The organism is Microbulbifer mixtoriginis (SeqCode), assembly GCF_052466865.1.
Genome location: NZ_CP174293.1, coordinates 2,523,781 through 2,542,703 on the forward strand (window position 1 = coordinate 2,523,781; position 18,923 = coordinate 2,542,703).

Genomic DNA, 18,923 nt, shown 5'->3' on the forward strand with positions numbered 1-18,923 from the left:
AGTGTATAGACTAATCACAAACCCTCTTACCTTTTCAATCTTGGTCGAATATTAGTGAAATTCACAGGATGACAATATACACGAAAAAGCAAGCCATCAATGTCGTAGCGCTCAAATCTTGTTATCCATTTACAAAGTGAAAGATACAGCTAAAAAATTACTAGGCTTATTTAATTTCTTCACAGTACCATCAGGCCTTCTGTTATGCGCACCGACTCAGATCAAACTGGCCATCTAATTTATGATCAGGTAATCCAGGATATTGCCGATTACGTTCTCAATTTTGAAGTTTATTCCAATGAGGCCTGGCAAACAGCGCGCTACTGCCTGATGGATTCCTTGGGTTGTGCTTTTCTTTCACTGGGTTTTCCCGAGTGTACGAAACTATTAGGCCCTCTAGTTGAGGGGACGGTGGTGCCCAATGGGGCTCGTGTGCCGGGTACCCAATTTTGCATGGATCCGGTTAAAGCTGCCTGGGATATAGGCTGTACTATCCGCTGGCTGGATTTCAATGATACTTGGCTGGCCGAAGAGTGGGGGCATCCATCTGACAATCTGGGCGCTATCTTGGCGGTGTGCGACTTCCTTTCTCAGAAGCGGTTGAGTGCAGGGGAAGAGCCCCTGACAATGGGAAAGGTGATGGAGGCGATGATCAAGGCTTATGAGATCCAAGGTGTACTGGCATTACAAAACAGCTTTAACCGCGTCGGCTTGGACCATGTATTGTTGGTTCGCGTGGCTTCTACAGCGATTGCTACTTGGTTGATGGGGGGGGGCAGGGAAGAATTACTGGCGGCGATTTCCCAGGCCTGGGTAGATGGTAGCGCCCTGCGTACCTACAGGCACTTCCCCAATACGGGTTCGCGTAAATCTTGGGCGGCAGGAGATGCCACGGCAAGGGGAGTTCGCTTGGCGGATATGGCCATGCGTGGTGAGATGGGTATACCAACCGTACTTACGGCGAAGCAGTGGGGCTTTTATGACGTGGCTTTCAGTAAAACCAATGCTGATCAGGTAATAAAACCGTTGGAGGAGCGGCAGTTCCGTTTTCCGCGTCGATTCGGCTCCTATGTAATGGAGAATATCCTTTTCAAGATTTCCTTCCCGGCAGAATTCCATGGCCAGACGGCCTGTGAAGCCGCGATAGTTTTACATCCATTGGTAAGGGGCAGGGTGCAAGACATAGAGAGAATTGTCGTGACTACTCACGAATCCGCAATACGAATTATTAGTAAAACCGGCCCCCTCTCCAATCCGGCGGACCGCGATCACTGCCTGCAATATATCGTGGCTGTGGCTCTTTTATTTGGGGATTTGCAGGCTAGTTTTTATGAGGATGAATTCCATCAGTCCCATCCGGAAATTGATGAGCTGCGCGGGAAAATTACCGTTGTTGAGGATGGCTGCTATTCGAAGGATTATCTTGATCCGGAGAAACGTTCGATCGCAAATGGTGTGCAAATATTTTTTAGGGGGGGCAAGGCAACAGAGAATGTAGTGGTGGAATACCCCCTTGGTCATCGTCGACGCCGTAAAGAGGGGATACCGCTTTTGTTGAAGAAATTCCATTCCAATCTGGCTGCACGTTTCCCTTCAGGCCAAGCAGAGAAAATATTAGCTTTATTTGCTGATCAACAACAGTTACAGGCAATGCCAGTTCATCTTCTTATGGATAAGTTGGTTATTTAATAAGCTGCCGCATTGCGGCTTTGGAACTTCCAACAAAAAAGGCGACCATAGGTCGCCTAATTCAAGCTCTTAAATCATACGACGGTCAAACAGCGCTTCCCAATTCGGATGATCGTCGTTAAAAGCGCTCTTAGAACTTGTATTCAGCACCGATACCGGCATAGCTGCGGTCGTAATCGCCATCAGCTGTTTCATCGGTGTAGAAGCCGAATACTTTAGCGGCGCTGTTGAACTTGTAGTCAACACCCAGGCTGTAAGTTTCGCCGTCTTCTTTCTTAATGTCAGACTGACCGTACTGTGCTTTCAGAGTCCACTGCTCGATTTTGTAAGCTACAGAGCTCATCCAGCCGTCAGCGTTTTCACCGTCAGCGTTTTCCTGGTCTTCAAACAGGGCACCAACCTGTACAGGGCCGATGTTGTACTGGGCTACAAAGCGCTGAACGTCAACGTCCTGGCCTTCCACGTCTTGGTCGAAAGCGTAGGCCATGTAAACGCCGTTGTTGTCGTAAGCAATAGAAGTGGAGATGCCATTATTGCGCTTGATTTCTTTGCCTAAGATGTCACTGCCATCATCATTTTGGCCAATGATCTCGTAACCAATTACCTCATCTTTATTGCTGATATAAGCAGCAGAAGCTTTGAAGCCCGCGAAAGACGGGGTAGTGTACTGCAGAGCGTCTTCTTCGCGGTTGTCGCTGCTGGTGATCAGGCTTTTAATATCGCCTTCCAGGTCGTTGAACAGGTCAACTTTCTTCTGGGCAACTTTCAACGGGGTGTCGAACTTACCCGCGATTACCTGACCGAAGCCGCCTTCCAGTCCAGCGTAGATATTGCGTTGAGAGAAAGTGTCATCAGCGTCGCCGTCCATATCTACTTCGTATTCCATACGGTAGATACCCTTGATGCCGTCGGTCAGGGCGATCTCACCCTTAACGCCCAGGCGGGAAGCGTTGCTTTGAACATCGGTTACAGAGCCGTCACCTTCGTCAGCAGACTGGAAGGTAACATTGGCTTTGCCGTAAAAGTCGAGGACATCGCCTTCTTCTTGGGCGTTGGCCAGAGTCGGGATCATGGCAACAATGGCCAGAGAGAGAGCGGTCTTATTCATAGTCGTCTCGCACAGTTTATGGTTGTGGGTTGAGGGGAAGCCTTCCGTTCAGTCTGTTGGTTGCCCCTCGATTTGGTGCGGATTCTGCGACCTGAATATTACAAACATGTTAAACATGGCATTTTTCTTAAAAAAATATGACCAGCGGGTGCCATGTATAGCAGTTAAGGCAGTCACTATGCGGCATGGCGCGCCGGTTATAGACATGTTTTGGTTCTATGGTGCCTGTTTTGTGTGCGGTGTCAAATTTTCTGATCTATTGCTATCACGGGGCTTCGGACAAGGATGAGAACCATAAACCCTGTACAAAAAAAGTGCAGGCTGGATGTGGGTTGGGACCCTAAGACTACTCTGTGGCTATGGAGCCCTACGCTGGCCCTTTGGGTCTTCTCTCTATCAGTTGCTGCTATTGGTTTGTTGCCGTCTCTACCAGAAATAGGGGGAGTACTGTGGGTATATATTATTGCCTTCCTATTGTTGGTTTCCCTCCCTCAAACACGCGCTCTCTGCCTATTACTTGTCATCTCGTTGCTCGGTGCTCTCTGGGCTTTATCGAGCAATAAAGCCGCGCTTGAGCAGCGTTTACCTGAATCGGCTCATGGCATTGATCAACGTCTAAGGGTTGAGGTTGTATCCCTCCCCGACGAGGTCAGGAGTAATCCAGCGTTACAGAGGGGTGCTACCCGGGATATACGCTTCCAGGCGAGAATACTGGAGGCGGGGCCGGGGGAAGTTCATTCAGGTAGCCTTCTTTATCTCACCTGGTACCGCGCAGATGTTGAGGTGCAAAGGCTGCTGCGAGGTAATAGCCACTGGGATTTACCGGTGCGGTTAAAGCGTCCACGCGGTAGTGTAAATCCCCATACCTTTGACTATGAGGGCTGGCTCTTACGGCGGGGTGTTTATGCAACGGGGTATGTGCGCCCGCAAAATGGCGACCCACAGTGGTTGAGCCAGGGCATGGGGCTATCCGCCCTGCGAGATGCTTTTAGGCAGAAGCTTCAAAGGCTACCGATAAACCAAAGCGCCCTGGTTACAGCACTGTTACTAGGGGATCGCAGCGGCCTTTCCCGTGCCGACAGTGACCTGTTAAAGCAGACAGGGACGGCACACCTTTTGGCAATATCGGGCCTGCATGTGGGCATGGTGGCTGGGTTTTTACTGCTGTTGGGGCAGGTATTGGCGAGGGCTCTCGGGGTATTGATGGGGACCTGTCCCAGGTGGATTCCGATGTTGTTGGCGCTTATTGGCACTCTAACCTATACCTTGTTGGCTGGTGCTCCTCTCTCCGCCCAAAGGGCCCTGGTGATGACCTGGGTATTGCTGCTGGCTTGGCATTGGCGGCGACGGGTAGGCGCTGGCTTGGCTTTTTCTCTCGCTTTGGCATTAGTGCTAATTATCCAGCCATTGGCTTTCTTCGGAGCCGGGTTTTGGCTGTCATTCGCCGCTGTGGGTGCGCTTCTCTTGGGGTTTTCTGGGCGTAGCTCTGTTAGGCAAGAGAGGACAACGGAGAACGGTGTGGAGGGAAGTGAGGCGAGTGCTCATGTGGGGATGAAAAGGCACGTGGAAGCTTGGTTTTTACGCTGGTTCTCCACCTTTGTACAATTATTGCGCAGTCAATGGCTGGTGGCGCTGGGTTTGATTTTACCCTCGGTAGTGTATTTTTCTGGGTACAGCTCTGGCGGAATGCTGCTGAACCTGATGGCAATTCCCTGGCTTGGTTTGATAATACTGCCGGCCTTGATGCTTGGCACCTTACTGTTAGGGACTGGCCTTGGAATCTGGTGCTTTAAATTTGCCGACTGGCAACTGACTCTTCTCATGGAAATGCTGAAGTATGCCCGGGATTTTGTTCCTACCTGGCAGCCTTTGATAACGCCTCAAAGCACAACCCTGCTTGTCTTATCCGCACTGGGCGCCCTGTTATTAATCTTACCCAGGGGTGTGCCGGGACGATATCTGGGCTGCTTGTTTCTGCTTCCTTTGCTCCAATCTATGCTGCCTGTTTCGACACCAGGTCGTCAGGGGCTTACTTTCACCGCTTTGGATGTTGGCCAGGGTCTGGCTCTCTCGGTCCGCTCCCAAGAAGCGCGCCTTGTCTTTGATACCGGACCTCTCTCGCCATCGGGTTGGAGTGCTGGAGGGGCCATTGTTGCTCCTTATTTGAGTGGAGTCGGGGTGAGAGAACTCGATGTGTTGGTTGTCAGCCATGGTGACAGGGATCATGCGGGTGGGGTGGCGGCGCTATTGCAGTCACTGCCTGTCAATAATTTCTATGCTCCAGGGCAACTGGGAAAAAAACTGGTGGGGGATTTTGATATACGAGCAGACTCCTGTGTCGCGGGTGAAAGGCTTTATTTCGGTGAGCTCTCTGTACGTTGGTTATGGCCACTGCAAAAAAAAATTGATGGAGAGGAAAATGATCAAAGTTGTGTGGCTCTAATTGAATGGCAACAAGTGCGTATTTTACTTACTGGGGATATCACAAGCTCCGTAGAACGCCGTCTTGTGGAGCTTTATCCAATGGAGAAGCCAGTAGATTTATTGGTGGCGCCTCATCATGGTTCTAAGACTTCTTCATCCCAGACTTTACTGAGCTGGGCAAGGCCTGAGCGAGTGATATTCAGCGCAGGCTATCGTCATCATTTTGGCCATCCCCATGCGAATGTAGTCGCACGTTATCGTGCGATGGATACGCAAATTTTTAATACAGCACAAAGTGGAGCTGTCGAGCTTTCTTGGCAAAGAGGCACCTCGGAGCCTGTGATCAGCTGGGGTCGTTCAACGCCACGGTTTTGGTATGCGGATCACAATGGCGAGGCTGAGCCGAGTGGAAGACTTAGCCGCCGAGAGCAGCTGTGATAAAGTGCGACTCCTGCGTCTAAGATGCAGAAGAAATTCCTGAAATCCCTCTCGCTGTTTAGGGCCAAGAAAAGTGTTTGAAATAATAAAATCTGGCGGCTGGTTGATGTTGCCGATCCTGTTGTGTTCCGTTGCTGTTATTGCTATCAGCATTGAGCGTTTTTGGACGTTGAATCCCCAGCGTATTGCACCGCGCACTTTACTTGGAGAAGTGTGGGGGTGGCTAAAAAGCAACCAGGTCAATAGTGAGAAACTTAAGGAGCTGCGTGATTCCAGCCCACTCGGACGAATTTTTGCCGCAGGACTTTCCAATTCCCGCCACGGCCGTGAAGTAATGAGAGACAGTATTGAGGAAACTGCAAGCCAGGTAGTACACGAGCTGGAGCGTTTCCTCAATGCCCTCGGCACCATCGCCGCGATTGCGCCATTGATCGGTTTGCTTGGGACTGTCATCGGTATGATCCAGGTTTTCACGGCAATTATGCTGGAGGGCACCGGCAATGCGGGTATTTTGGCCGGTGGTATCAGCCAGGCTCTGATTACTACGGCGGCGGGTTTGACTGTGGCGATTCCAGCGCTAATGGCGCACAGATACTTCCAGCGCCGAGTGGATACTATTGTGGTAACCATGGAACAGGAAGCCGTGAAGCTGGTGGATGCCTTACACAGTGACCGCAAAATTGAAAAAGCGGCCTGAGTGAGGTAGCAATCGATGCAATTTCGCCGCCAAACCAAAGAGCAGGATGGGGTAAACCTTACGCCATTAATCGATGTGGTCTTTCTTCTGCTGATTTTCTTTATGGTGTCGACCACATTCACCAAAGAGAGCCATTTGAAGTTAAATTTGCCCGAGGCCGCTGGGCCTCAGGCAGAAGAGCAGCCTCGTTCTGTTGAAATTCTGATCAGTGCCGATGGTTCTTATTCGGTAAATGGCCAGGGGTTGATCAACAAAAAGTTGACCACTTTGAAATCTGCGCTGTCGGAAGTTTCTGCAGGCGAGTACAATCGCCCGCTTGTGATAACCGCCGACGCTACAGCTCACCATCAGGCTGTGGTGCGGGCAATGGATGCCGCTGGACAGCTAGGCTTTGTCAACCTAAGCATTACTACACGGCAACCAGAAGAGAACTAGCGCGCTGGGCTTTGCTTTAATGCCAGGGATGGACGATTAGCCTTGCGAGCGTACTCGCCCCACTGCCTAAGGGGTTGGGGCGAGTCCAGTCATTGGTCTGTATGAAGAAAGTAACCATGCCCCCCCGTAAACCACAGCACGGGGCGCACACCTATCGTCGTTTACTCGCGTACGCTCGGCCGCACCTAGCGATTTTTGCTGTTGCAGTGCTGGGATTTTTCCTGTTTTCCACCATGGGCGTCAGCTTAATTGCCGTTACGGAGCTGCTGTTAGATGCGGTGGGCGCTGGCATCCAAGAAAGCAGAGGTTTTCTCTCGAAATACGTAGCCTCCTATTATCCCGATGGGGTAATGCCACAGGAGACTGCGCGTTGGCTGGTACCTCTGGCCATGCTCATCATTATTCTGCTGCGTGCGATTGGTAACTTTGTTGGCAGTTATGGTCTCGCCTATGTGGGGCGCGCAATTATTCACCAGTTGCGCTCGCAGTTGTTTGAGAAGATTGGCCAGCTGCCTAGTGCCTATTTTGACCGTTACACGGGTGCCTACCTGATTTCCAAAGTCTCATACAATGTTGAGCAGGTTACCAATTCCATTACCAAGGCGGTTAAGGTTTTATTTCGCGAGACTTTTACTACCGTTGCGCTGCTGGCTTACTTGTTGTTGGTGAACTGGAAGCTGACATTGACCTTTTTCCTTTTTGCCCCCTTGATTGCTCTAATCGTGCGTACGGTGGGCAAACGATTCCGTAAACTGAGCCATCGCATCCAAAACTCCATGGGTGATGTCACTCATGTTACCCAGGAGGCGATTAATGGCTATCAAGTAGTACGGATGTATGGTGGTCAAGAATATGAGAATTCACGTTTTGAATCTGCCAGTGACAATAACCGCCGACAATTTATGAAGCTGGTGGTGGCCAACAATGCCAGCGTGTCGGTGATTCAGATTCTGGTTGGCCTATCTACTGCCACTATTGTGTGGTTTGCCCTGGCTCCGGGTATGGTGGAATCCATGACCGCGGGGGTCTTTGCCGCTTATATTGGTGCCGCAGCTTCTCTGGCCAAGCCGGTTCGCAGCCTTTCAGAAGTTTTTGCAGATATTCAGAAGGGAATTGCCGCCGCGGAAAGTATTTTTGAAGTAATGGATACCCCCAGTGAGCCAGAGGGCGGCCGCGAGGTGCTGCCCAAGCCAGTGCGTGGTGCGGTTACCTTTGAGTCTCTCGATTTTAGTTACGATGAGGCCGCTCCCCAGGTGCTGTCGAATATTAGCTTCTCGGTGGAGCCGGGCGAAACAGTTGCGCTGGTAGGGGCGTCGGGTTCCGGTAAAACAACGCTTGCCAGTCTGCTGGCGCGTTTTTACGAGCCCACTGGCGGGCGGATCCTTCTTGATGGAGTCGATATTTCAACGGTTCCCCTACAAGATTTACGCCGACATATCAGCATGGTGTCCCAAAATATCGTCCTATTTAACGACAGCGTCTATCGCAACATCGCCTATGGCGATTTGGAAGGAGCACCGAAAGAGAATGTCTTGCGGGCTATCGAGTTGGCGCATGCGGCTAACTTTATTGAGGAGCTACCTCAAGGTTTGGAAACTGTATTGGGGGACAATGCCCAGATGCTTTCCGGTGGCCAAAGACAGCGATTGTCTATTGCGCGGGCGCTATTAAAAGATGCACCGGTATTGATTCTCGATGAGGCAACTTCAGCACTGGACAATGAATCAGAGCGCCATATCCAGTCGGCTCTGACAGAAGTTATGAAAAATCGCACCACCTTTGTGATAGCCCACCGTCTCAGTACGATTGAAAGTGCGGATCGAATCCTGGTTATGGAGAAAGGGCGTATCGTAGAGAGTGGCAAGCACAGCGAACTGCTCGCCCGGGGTGGGCGCTATGCCACATTATTACAACAGCAGACAATGGGTTAGGGCACTGGATGTCACTGGAAGACTGGTTCAACAAGCGCTGGTACAAGAAGGACGGTACAAGCCCTGCCTTATCTCTGCTTACGCCTTTGGAGTTGCTCTATAGCGGAGTGAGTAATCGGCGCAGGGTGATCAGTTCCCGCACCCCACCGGAACCACTATCGGTACCTGTTATTGTTGTAGGCAATATCACCGTCGGTGGTGCTGGTAAGACGCCATTGGTGGCAGAGTTGGCTCGCTGGCTAAAAGAGCGGGGGAAAAATCCCGGGATTGTTAGCCGTGGCTATGGTGGCCGTGCAGAGCAATATCCCTACCAGGTAACTGCTCAGTCTCACCCTCTGGAATCCGGTGATGAACCGCTGATGTTGCATTTGATCACCGGGGTACCGGTGATGGTTTCCCCCAATCGCAGTGAAGCGGCGAGGGCGTTAGTTGATTACCACCAGTGTGATGTGATTCTCTCTGATGATGGTTTGCAGCATTACAGCCTCTGGCGAAGCTTTGAAATCTGCGTGGTGGATGGCAGTCGCGGTCTCGGTAATGGGCATATGCTCCCTCGTGGCCCTTTGCGGGAACCCATTAGTCGTTTACAGAGTGTCGATTTGGTGGTGAGTAATGGCGAGCCTGAAGCCAGTGTGAAACAGCAGTGCGGTGCGCTACTGGAATACCAGATGACTTTGGAGCCTGCCTGCTGGCACCAGTTTAACCTTGATCAGACCTCTACGCTGCGCCTGACCTCAGGCCCTGAGCCAGGCCCCTGCCATGGGGTGGCAGCGATAGGAAACCCCAAACGTTTTTTCCGCGCACTGCAACGTATGGGCTACAAGGTGATGGAGCAGCCCTTTGCGGATCATCACCAGTTCAGCCCCCAGGAGCTGCATTTCGATGGCGAGACACCAGTGATTATGACGATGAAAGACGCGGTGAAGTGTCGCGATTTCTGGGAGAGTCACTGGTGGGCGCTGGAAGTGCGTGCCAAGTTGCCAGATCTTTTTTATCAGAAGGTGCACCAGCACCTGCAACAGTTCTCCAAAGATGAAAAATAAACACTCATTTGATGTCATTATTCCCGCCCGCTTTGGCTCCAGTCGTTTACCGGGCAAGCCCTTGGCAGATATTGCCGGCAAACCCATGGTTCAGCATGTCTTTGAGAGGGCTTGCGAGAGTGATGCAGAGAGGGTCATCGTTGCCACCGACGACATGCGTGTAGCGGAGGCAGTTCGAGGCTTTGGCGGTGAGGTGTGTATGACCTCTGCTGATCACGCATCGGGCACTGACCGCCTACAGGAAGTCGCTGTTAACCTGGGTTTAGCCGATGACCGTATTCTGGTGAATGTACAGGGGGATGAGCCTTTAATTCCTGCTCAGGTAATTAATCAGGTAGCCGCTAACCTTGCGGAAAATACCCGCGCCGGTGTGGCTACCCTGTGCGAACCTATTCTTACGGTGGAAGATTTCCGCAACCCTAATATTGTTAAGGTGGTTGCTGCACAATCCGGGTTAGCCCGCTATTTCTCCCGTGCCCCAATACCTTGGCCGCGCGATGCCTTTGCTGCGCACGCAAATGAGTTGCCGCAGGGGTTGGAACCACGTCGTCATATCGGTATCTATGCTTATCGTGTAGCGCTGCTGCAAAGTTTTGTTACTTGGCCAGTGGCGCCGCTGGAGCAGTTTGAAGCCCTAGAGCAGCTGCGTTTTTTGTATCACGATGAGAATATTCATGTGGCTGTTGCCTGCGCGGAGGTGCCCGGTGGTGTAGACACCGAGCAGGATCTCCAGCGAATGCGTGAGTTTCTCGGTTAAAGTTACCTGCATGATAGAAACTGATATTGATCTGCAGCCCCACAACACCTTGGCAATTTCGGCTCGTAGCGCCCACTTTGCCAGGGTGCAAAACCTGGATCAGCTGCGAGAGGCATTGACCTTTGCCAGAACACAGAAACTACCAATCTTACCCTTGGGGGGTGGTAGCAATGTTGTGTTGACCGATGATTTCCCAGGTCTTGTTATCCAGGTCGACTTGCGAGGACTTTTAATAGAGCCCAATAGTCAGGGGCATACTATTGAAGCTGCGGCTGGGGAAAATTGGCACCAGCTGGTTATGGCTACTGTCAACAGTGGCATAGGTGGACTTGAAAATCTTGCACTGATTCCCGGTAAGATTGGTGCGGCACCGATCCAAAATATAGGTGCCTACGGTATCGAGTTGTGTGATCGCTTTACAAGCTTGCAGGCTATGGAAGTGGCCACAGGTGAGCTGCACGACTTTACTAAAGACGATTGTGGTTTTGCCTATCGGGATAGTGTTTTTAAAGGGCGTCTGCGCGACCAGTATATTATTACCCAGGTGAATTTGCAGTTGCCACAAGACTGGCAGCCGCGCGTTGACTACCCGGCACTGCGCCAATATATTTCGCAGCACAATTGGGATGCAAACCACCCGACACCTACTCAGATTGCTCAAGCAGTTATTGATATCCGGAGTAACAAACTGCCTTTGCCTACTGAGATCCCCAATGCTGGGAGTTTTTTCAAAAACCCGGTGGTAGATACGGATCTCTATCAGAGTCTAAAAGCAGAGCATCCCGATCTAGTTGCTTTCGCGGCCGGCGAGGATTGGAAGCTTGCCGCTGGTTGGTTAATAGATCGCGCTGGCTGGCGTGGTTTACGGCGCAGTGCGGTTGGAGTCCATGAGCGCCAGGCACTGGTGCTGATTAATCCTGGCAGGGGAGCAGGCCGTGAATTAGTACAGCTTGCTCAGGATATTGCTGCCGATATACATTCAAAATTTGGTGTTTCCCTCGAGCCGGAGCCACGCTTTTACCCTTAAAACTCAGTAAATAAACTGCCTTTCGAGTATTCGCAAAGTGCGAGCCCTAAGTCCTGTCTGGTTTTGATGACAGGACTTTATACTGGTTTCTATAAAGAATTCTGCTATAGCTGTTAGAAATATAAAATCTATTGACTATTGCAAAGTACAAAAATTTTTTTTTATTTCTTGAACTTTCGTTTCCTCAAGTCATGCGGCAAAGGCCGGCTTGAGTGCAGAATGATTAGCTGTTACGTTTCTAGGTTATAATTAATCGCTATATACAAGCCAAGATCCTGCGGCTAAACATCAGTTAAACAGCATTTGAGACGGTTGTGGCGCTTTGCAGTAGCGTTTTTGTCTGGTATGTTGCGACTGGATTCTTGGGGAGGATCTGCGCGGAGTAGTTTCTCCGTGAGTAAAAAGAAGAACGCAGTTCAAGAGCACGCGCGAGGGGATTGTACGCCGCGTAGCCACTGCACTTATCCGTAGTTGGGGATAGCTTGATCAAAGTCTTAGTGGTGGATGATCACGACCTTGTGCGAATGGGGATTTCGCGCATGTTGAGTGACGTCGAGGATATTGAAGTTGTTGGCGATGCGAATTGTGGCGAAGAAGCGCTGGAATTCGTGCGTGAGACTGCGGTTGATGTCATCTTGATGGATGTAAAAATGCCAGGAATGGGTGGCTTGGAGGCGACCCGCAAGCTGTTAAACCGCTGTCCTGAAGTCAAAGTAGTGGCTGTTAGCGCCCTGGATGACGACCTGTTTCCTGGCCGCCTAATGCAAGCCGGTGCTATGGGCTATGTGACCAAGGGGGCAGATCTTGAAGAGATGGTGCGTGCAATTCATACAGTAATGAATGGTGGAGTTTTTATCAGCAACTCCATGGCTACCAAAATGGCTCTGCGCAATGTCTCAGGTCAATCGGATAACCTTTCTCCCTTTGAAAAACTTTCTAAACGTGAGTTGCAAACTGCGGACATGATTGTGAATGGAGCCAAGGTTGCTGAGATTGCCAAGTCCCTTTCGGTCAGCCCTAAAACCGTAAATAGCTACCGTTATCGGATATTTGAAAAGCTGAATATTAACAGCGATGTGGAATTGACCTTGCTTGCCGTCAAGTACCAGATACTCGACCCCGAAGCAGCGCTCTAATATCCGTGTATTTACTGAAGCGGCAAGACCGGTTGTCAGATGTTCGATAGCAAGCGTTTTCTCTCTACAGTTACCCGTAAGCCTGGCGTCTATCAAATGTTCGATGCCAGTAACCATATACTTTATGTGGGTAAGGCGAAAAATTTACGCAATCGGCTTGCCAGTTATTTTCGCAGCTCTGGGCTCACAGCCAAGACCATGGCGCTGGTGCAGAAGATCGGCAACATCGAAGTAACTGTTACTCGTAGTGAAACCGAGGCATTAGTACTCGAACAGAGCCTGATTAAATCCCAGCGTCCGCCTTACAATGTGATGCTGAAAGATGATAAGGGCTATCCTTACATCTTTCTTTCCAGTGTTGACACTTTTCCCCGTATAGCACTCCATCGTGGAGCTAAGCGAAAGAAAGGCCGCTATTTTGGTCCTTTCCCCAACGCCTCTTCTGTACGTGATAGCCTGAATTTTTTGCAAAAGACCTTTCGTATTCGCTCCTGTGAAGACAGCGTGTTTCACAATCGATCCAGGCCCTGCCTGCAATATCAGATTGAGCGCTGTACGGCACCCTGTGTAGACTTCATCAGTCCCGAGGAGTATCGCCAGGATGTACGCCACGCAGAAATGTTTCTCACTGGCAAGAGCGATAATATTATTCGTGAACTGGCCGATGAAATGGATGAAGCCTCAAGAGCGTTGGAGTTTGAAAAGGCCGCGCGCTTCAGGGATCAAATATCCGCACTACGGCGTCTTCAAGCGGATCAAGTGGCAGAGGGTGATACAGGGGATGTTGATGTCCATGGTGTTGCCACCGAGGGTGGTAGCTGCTGTGTGCATGTACTCTTTATCCGACAGGGGAGAATTCTTGGTAGTCGCAGCTTTTTTCCCAGTGAGCGACTGGGCTTAAGCCACCCTGAATTGCTTTCGGCCTTTGTGGCTCAATTTTATCTCGGTAGTCCAAGAGAAATTCCCCGTGAAATTCTAGCCTCGGAATCTATAGAAGATGTGGTTCCGCTGCAGCAGGCACTCGGTGCTCAGGCAGGGCGAGACATTTCAGTTACCCATAAACTGCGAGGCAAGCGCGCTACCTGGGTGGAAATGGCCCAGCAGGCGGCTCAGCAGAATTTAAGTAGCCGCACTGCAGCGCAGCAGAAGTTGTTTAGTCGTTTTGAGGCCCTTCAAGAAGTGCTTGGACTGGAACAGTTGCCCGAGCGGCTGGAATGCTTTGACATCAGCCACTCCTCGGGTGAGGCCACGGTTGCTTCTTGTGTGGTTTTTGATTCAGGCGGTCCAGTTAAGTCAGATTATCGTCTCTTTAATATTGATGGCATTCAGGCTGGTGATGATTATGCTGCAATGGGGCAGGCACTTAAGCGTCGCTACACGCGCCTATCGGGAGGTGAGGGTAAGTTCCCTAATATCCTGTTAATTGACGGTGGCAAGGGGCAGGTCAGTCAGGCGGTGGATACCCTCAATGGCCTGGGCGTTGTAGGTGTTCAGATAATCGGAGTGGCCAAGGGCACTACCCGTAAAGCAGGTTTTGAGACCTTACATATCGTTTCCAGTAATCAGGAACTGGTACTTTCGGCGGACTCCCCGGCATTGCACCTGATTCAACAGGTTAGAGATGAGGCCCATCGATTTGCAATTACCGGGCACCGCGCGCGGCGTGACAAAAAACGAAGGGAGTCCCCTCTGGAGGGTATTGCTGGCGTGGGCCCCGCACGTAGACGCGCATTGCTTCGCCATTTTGGCGGTCTTCAGGAAATTAAGAAGGCTACAGTGACAGAAATTGCTAGTGTAGATGGCATCAGTCGCAAGCTTGCGCAGGATATATACTCGGCACTACATCACGAGTAAAAATGCAGGGCACAGGCGGCGGATTTTTTCTCCGGGTTTCTCATTGAGCGTTTCAATTTGCCCCACAGCTTGATAACGTACGCCCTCCGCAAGAACAGAGAAAAGTATGACACTCGCCAACCAACTTACACTGCTTCGCGTCGCACTGATACCTGTCCTGGTTTTGGTTTTCTATTTACCTTATAAATGGAGTTACATTGCTTCTGCCGTTATTTTTTCAGCTGCCGCAGTTACCGACTGGCTTGATGGCTACCTAGCAAGGAAACTTAATCAGAGCACTGCCTTTGGCGCCTTTCTTGACCCTGTTGCAGATAAGTTAATGGTAGCTACTGCGCTTGTATTGCTTGTGGGTCTGCACAAAAGTGCCTGGTTCACTGTGGCTGCAGCCATTATTATCTGCCGGGAGATCGCGGTCTCAGGTTTGCGCGAGTGGATGGCAGAACTGGGGCAGCGCAGTAGTGTTGCTGTGTCCTATGTCGGGAAGATAAAAACAACTGCACAAATGGCGGCAATCATAGTTCTTCTCGCTTTTGATGTCCGCGACTTTCCTGTAATGGAAACTCTGGGCTATCTACTGCTGTATATTGCCGCGGCTCTGACCCTTTGGACCATGGTGATGTACTTACGCGCAGCCTGGCCTGTATTGATGGCAGATAATCATAAGTCTCTGTAACCTAGACCCCTGTTATTGCCGATCTCGTTATTTTAGGTGTCCTTCTGCATGCTTTGGGGCACCTATCCCTCCATGACCTAAATCCTTTCCTTCCTGTCGGAACCACTGGGCCTTTGTAGGGCCTGGCCACTCATAAAAACTTTCTAGTTGTCGCCACTTATAGCGCTCCCATGACACCTTTCTTCTAGAGTGATGCATTGGGGTTGTAACACTGTTAATAAAAGTATTGCACTTCCAGCCACACTTACTGAGGGAGGATGGACTGTGACAGTGAGGCAAATCTTGATCGGGTTACTGGTGTTTCTGAGCTGGATGCCTGTGCAGGCACAGATAGTACATGACGCTGAATACTATGTGTTGAAAATGCAAAATGGTGAGCGTTGGCAGCAAGAAGACTCAGAAATAACCAGGCGTTTACAGGCTCTACGGGATAAATATGGGCAGCCCCCCAATATTGTTTTCCTTCTCTGGGATGACACCGCCTTTGGTGCTGTTGGATTTCCTGCATTACAAAAAAATTTCGGTTACTCAACACCCAACTTAAATAAGATGGCCGCAGAGGGTATCAACTTTACTCGCATGTACTCTGAACCTTCCTGTACTCCAACCCGCGCTGCTGTGCTTACCGGTCGCCATCCGGTGCGTTTTGGCATGGGGGCTGTGGGGATGCCCCATGAATTTTCTGGGCTTCGTGCTGAGGAGGTAACTATTGCGGAAGTGCTGTCCAGAGCTGGGTACGCCACAGGGTTCTTTGGGAAAGGCCACTTGGGAGATATTGAGGAGAGCTACTTGCACAACCAGGGGTTTGATGAGGCGTTATTTACCCCAATGAACCAGATAACCTCTCTTTTTAATCCTCAAGCTAATGCCGTAAATGCGGTGCTGGGTATGTTTCCTGAGATATACCCACCCGACCCTTATCGCCTGGATAATCCCGGTTTGGTTCCCACCGGTTGGGTAATGAATATTGAAGGTGAAAAAGGACAGCCTGGTAGGGAGTGGTGCGGCACTTCCAATGAGTGTTTCAGTAAGTTCGACCCCGAGGCAGAGCGCCGTACCATAGCATTCATTCGTAAGAACGCTGAAGCCAACAAGCCTTTCTTTGTGGCCTACTGGCCTAATTTTTTGAATTTCATGGCCGCCTTTATGCCCAAGCCATCCGTTTCTGGTTTGATGGTGGCGGATTCATTTCCCGCAGTGGATGACTTCGCCGGCCAGTTAATGGATGAGCTACAAGCGCTGGGTATCGCAGAAAACACTCTCTTTGTAGCCATGGCAGACAATGGTCCCATGGTGCACAGTCCCCCTGCGGGTTGGGGTATGCTCCCAATGTTATATCGGGGAGGCAAAGGGGATTTCACTGAAGGAGGAGTAAGAGTCCCAGCCTTTGCCTGGTGGCCAGGTATGGTTCAACCCGGCCAGGTAGTGGGAGATATTATTCATATCGCCGACCTGTACACCACATTTGCCAGGCTTGCTGGCGCCTCTGAGTATATTCCAACCGACAGAGTGGTGGATGGTTTGGATCAGACTGCACTGCTGCTAAATGGCGATACCCATAGTCGTCGGGATTATGTCTTTATCTATACCGGCAACCAACTAGGAGCTACGGTTAAAGGGCGCTATAAGCGTCACTGGATAGGCGCTGGTGAGGTTGCGTCTTCAGGAATGCCAGAGGCCTACTACGATCTTTACATGGACCCGCGTGAGGAATATCCGCAATTAGTGCCTTTGATATACACCCAAGGGCAGTTCAATCATATGGTTGCAAGGCATCGGCTCTTTAAGAAAAAGTATCCTGATGTGCCTAGCGGAAAGGGTATCCCCTACACCGGACTTGCCAATGCGCGCCCTGAGACCAAAGCCATTGGCCAACGAGTTCGAGCAGTCGTGGAAGAAATGCCATTTAGCATTGAGGAATACCTGGAGTTTCAAATCCCTGGGGCCGATAAGGTTGGGGATTGGGGGCATTAATCACCGGATTTTGATCTGGACAAACTGGTTCAATCATTCGAGAGGGCAGGTTAAGGGTGCTTATTAATAGAAAAAAACTTTCAGCTTCTATTGTCGGTTTGCTGTTTGTCTGCCACGCCTCAATGCTTTGTGCGGATGACTCACCAAAAGGGAAGTTACAGCTTGAACTAGTAAATGATGCACTTTTCCAGACGGACAGAGACTATACCGGCGGTTTCTTTGTTCGTTGGAGCCCTATAGGAAAGCCCTACACCTTGAGGTTTGGTCAGGAGATTTATACTCCAGATCATCTTGGTAGATCTGAACCCATTAATGAAGAGCACCCCTATGCAGGTTGGAGCTATTTAGGCATAAGATACAAGTATCAAATTTTAAATCAGTGGATGATTGATTTAACACTTGATGCCGGAACAGTCGGCTCTAGAGCGGGCGCTCGCCAAACACAGAAATTTATGCACTGGATTGTCTCGTCTTCTCCCCCCAAAGGATGGGATTCCCAGGTTTTCAATGAATGGGGATTGATGCCTGAGCTTAAGTTAGATTATCACTTACTCCAGAATGTCATATGGGGCACAAGCTATCGACTAGTGCCTTACCTTCGTTGGAAAACAGGTAATATCGTCAGGGACTTTGGTGCAGGGGTGCGAGTTGTATTGGGAAGCTCTTTACCCGCCTTTAGTGCCGCGTCCTCCCCCCTTGAGGGTGGGCGTTACTGGTATTTACAGGCTGGGTTAGAGCATAGAACTGTTCAAAGGAATGTATTGATGGAGGGCAATTCAAAGACTAAGGGAGGAGTAAAAATCTTCAGCTACGGTGTCACCCCTGAGAAGGAGGTGACGTTTGCGAATATCGGCGCTTTCTTTGGTCGAAACTCTTACGAATTCGGCTTGAAGATCATGTATAACACAAAAATTTATGAGTCCCAGTCCCATCCTGACGAGGGGTTCCTCAGTCATAACAGTGCACCAATGGGTAACTTTGTAATGTCCCTGATCCTTACCAAGCAAATTTAGCGGGTGAGTAATGAGGAGGGCAAGCAGGCTCGCAATCCACAGACCGACAAGTAGTAAATCAAGCGAAAGAGTTACCGATATTGGTTCAAGTGAATGACCCCACTTCTATTCACCTTAATTGAGGGAAGTAGTGATTTACGCAAGCCTATTTTTGCTTCTAGTTCATAGGGTATTGAGTGCTGATTTAAGTTAATGAGGTTTACAGCGGCAAAGATTGAGCCGACTATGCTAGCTGTTGCATCCACAGCGATATCATCCTGGCCGTAGGGGGCGATGGGCATCAGGTTATTTGAGGTTCCCATCAAAACCTTATGCCCACCTAGCCGCAGAGTGTAGAAAAGACCGGAGAGTGCCAATTCACTATTGTTTGGGTTGAAAACACGAAGGTGAATTCGAAATCTGAGATTATTGCCATCTCTTGCAGGAAGAGGTTCCACGGCGACCACTTCTACTTCAGGTTTTTGGAAGCTCGGTGAAAGTGCCGCACAGCCACTAAATAGTACTGTAATCAACAATATTAGAATAAATCGATAATAATTTGTCACTATGATTCCTTGGTTTTCCTAAATATTGACCTGGACACCAGATTAAGGTGATGTTGTGTGTGTATTTTGAGCGTATTGACTTTTAATTGATCGTTGAGTGTTTCCAAACCTAGCTGGCTCCTGACATGCCGCAACGTCTCAGGTTATAACCCCAATCGTGTACAAGACTACTGGCATCA

Annotated in this window: 15 protein-coding genes; 13 read left to right on the top strand and 2 right to left on the bottom strand. The window is 50.1% G+C overall.

What is annotated here, in order from left to right; translation table 11 throughout:
• Positions 1–204: 204 nt before the first annotated feature.
• Positions 205–1,689, top strand: a complete 1,485-nt coding sequence (locus ACJJJA_RS11510; RefSeq protein ID WP_444904678.1) for a bifunctional 2-methylcitrate dehydratase/aconitate hydratase — start codon at positions 205–207, stop codon at positions 1,687–1,689.
• A gap of 130 nt (positions 1,690–1,819) precedes the next feature.
• Here ACJJJA_RS11510 and ACJJJA_RS11515 read toward each other — a convergent pair whose 3' ends face one another.
• Positions 1,820–2,797: a porin gene (locus ACJJJA_RS11515; protein WP_444885053.1), complete on the bottom strand. Its 978-nt coding sequence runs from the start codon at positions 2,795–2,797 to the stop codon at positions 1,820–1,822.
• Positions 2,798–3,082: 285 nt separating this feature from the next.
• On the opposite strand from ACJJJA_RS11515, the gene ACJJJA_RS11520 reads away from it, so the two are divergent.
• The 12 genes from ACJJJA_RS11520 to ACJJJA_RS11575 all read left to right on the top strand — a co-directional run bounded on the left by ACJJJA_RS11520 (position 3,083) and on the right by ACJJJA_RS11575 (position 18,199).
• On the top strand, positions 3,083–5,659 hold the full coding sequence (locus ACJJJA_RS11520) for a DNA internalization-related competence protein ComEC/Rec2 (protein WP_444904679.1): 2,577 nt from the start codon (positions 3,083–3,085) through the stop codon (positions 5,657–5,659).
• Positions 5,660–5,732: 73 nt separating this feature from the next.
• A complete protein-coding gene (locus tag ACJJJA_RS11525; RefSeq protein WP_252085810.1) occupies positions 5,733–6,356 on the top strand; it encodes a MotA/TolQ/ExbB proton channel family protein in 624 nt (207 codons plus the stop codon).
• A gap of 15 nt (positions 6,357–6,371) precedes the next feature.
• A complete protein-coding gene (locus tag ACJJJA_RS11530; RefSeq protein WP_252085811.1) occupies positions 6,372–6,791 on the top strand; it encodes an ExbD/TolR family protein in 420 nt (139 codons plus the stop codon).
• Between the two features lie 116 nt (positions 6,792–6,907).
• Positions 6,908–8,722 (top strand): lipid A export permease/ATP-binding protein MsbA, encoded by a 1,815-nt coding sequence (gene msbA / locus ACJJJA_RS11535; RefSeq protein ID WP_252085812.1) that lies wholly within the window; start codon positions 6,908–6,910, stop codon positions 8,720–8,722.
• 8 nt (positions 8,723–8,730) lie between these two features.
• Positions 8,731–9,765, top strand: coding sequence for a tetraacyldisaccharide 4'-kinase (gene lpxK, locus ACJJJA_RS11540; protein WP_444886104.1), 1,035 nt, complete (start codon positions 8,731–8,733; stop codon positions 9,763–9,765).
• Positions 9,755–10,522, top strand: a complete 768-nt coding sequence (gene kdsB, locus ACJJJA_RS11545) for a 3-deoxy-manno-octulosonate cytidylyltransferase (RefSeq protein ID WP_444904680.1) — start codon at positions 9,755–9,757, stop codon at positions 10,520–10,522. Before lpxK ends, kdsB begins: the two co-directional genes overlap by 11 nt.
• 10 nt (positions 10,523–10,532) lie before the next feature.
• Complete coding sequence (murB, locus tag ACJJJA_RS11550) at positions 10,533–11,549, top strand: UDP-N-acetylmuramate dehydrogenase (protein WP_444885048.1); 1,017 nt, start codon at positions 10,533–10,535, stop codon at positions 11,547–11,549.
• Positions 11,550–12,031: 482 nt separating this feature from the next.
• On the top strand, positions 12,032–12,685 hold the full coding sequence (locus ACJJJA_RS11555) for a response regulator (protein WP_252085817.1): 654 nt from the start codon (positions 12,032–12,034) through the stop codon (positions 12,683–12,685).
• Positions 12,686–12,724: 39 nt separating this feature from the next.
• Entirely contained in the window at positions 12,725–14,539 is a 1,815-nt protein-coding gene (uvrC, locus tag ACJJJA_RS11560) for an excinuclease ABC subunit UvrC (RefSeq protein WP_444904681.1), read from the top strand.
• A gap of 106 nt (positions 14,540–14,645) precedes the next feature.
• The gene (pgsA, locus tag ACJJJA_RS11565) at positions 14,646–15,212 is read left to right on the top strand and encodes a CDP-diacylglycerol--glycerol-3-phosphate 3-phosphatidyltransferase (protein WP_252085819.1); all 567 of its coding nucleotides are present in this window, start codon (positions 14,646–14,648) and stop codon (positions 15,210–15,212) included.
• Positions 15,213–15,476: 264 nt separating this feature from the next.
• Positions 15,477–17,186 carry a sulfatase-like hydrolase/transferase gene (locus ACJJJA_RS11570; RefSeq protein ID WP_444904682.1) on the top strand — a complete coding sequence of 570 codons (1,710 nt, stop codon included), beginning with the start codon at positions 15,477–15,479 and terminating at the stop codon, positions 17,184–17,186.
• 56 nt (positions 17,187–17,242) lie between these two features.
• On the top strand, positions 17,243–18,199 hold the full coding sequence (locus tag ACJJJA_RS11575) for a lipid A-modifier LpxR family protein (RefSeq protein WP_444904683.1): 957 nt from the start codon (positions 17,243–17,245) through the stop codon (positions 18,197–18,199).
• A 71-nt stretch (positions 18,200–18,270) separates the two neighbouring features.
• On the opposite strand, the gene ACJJJA_RS11580 is transcribed toward ACJJJA_RS11575, so the two are convergent.
• Positions 18,271–18,744 (bottom strand): LEA/WHy family protein, encoded by a 474-nt coding sequence (locus ACJJJA_RS11580; RefSeq protein WP_444904684.1) that lies wholly within the window; start codon positions 18,742–18,744, stop codon positions 18,271–18,273.
• Positions 18,745–18,923 lie beyond the last annotated feature (179 nt).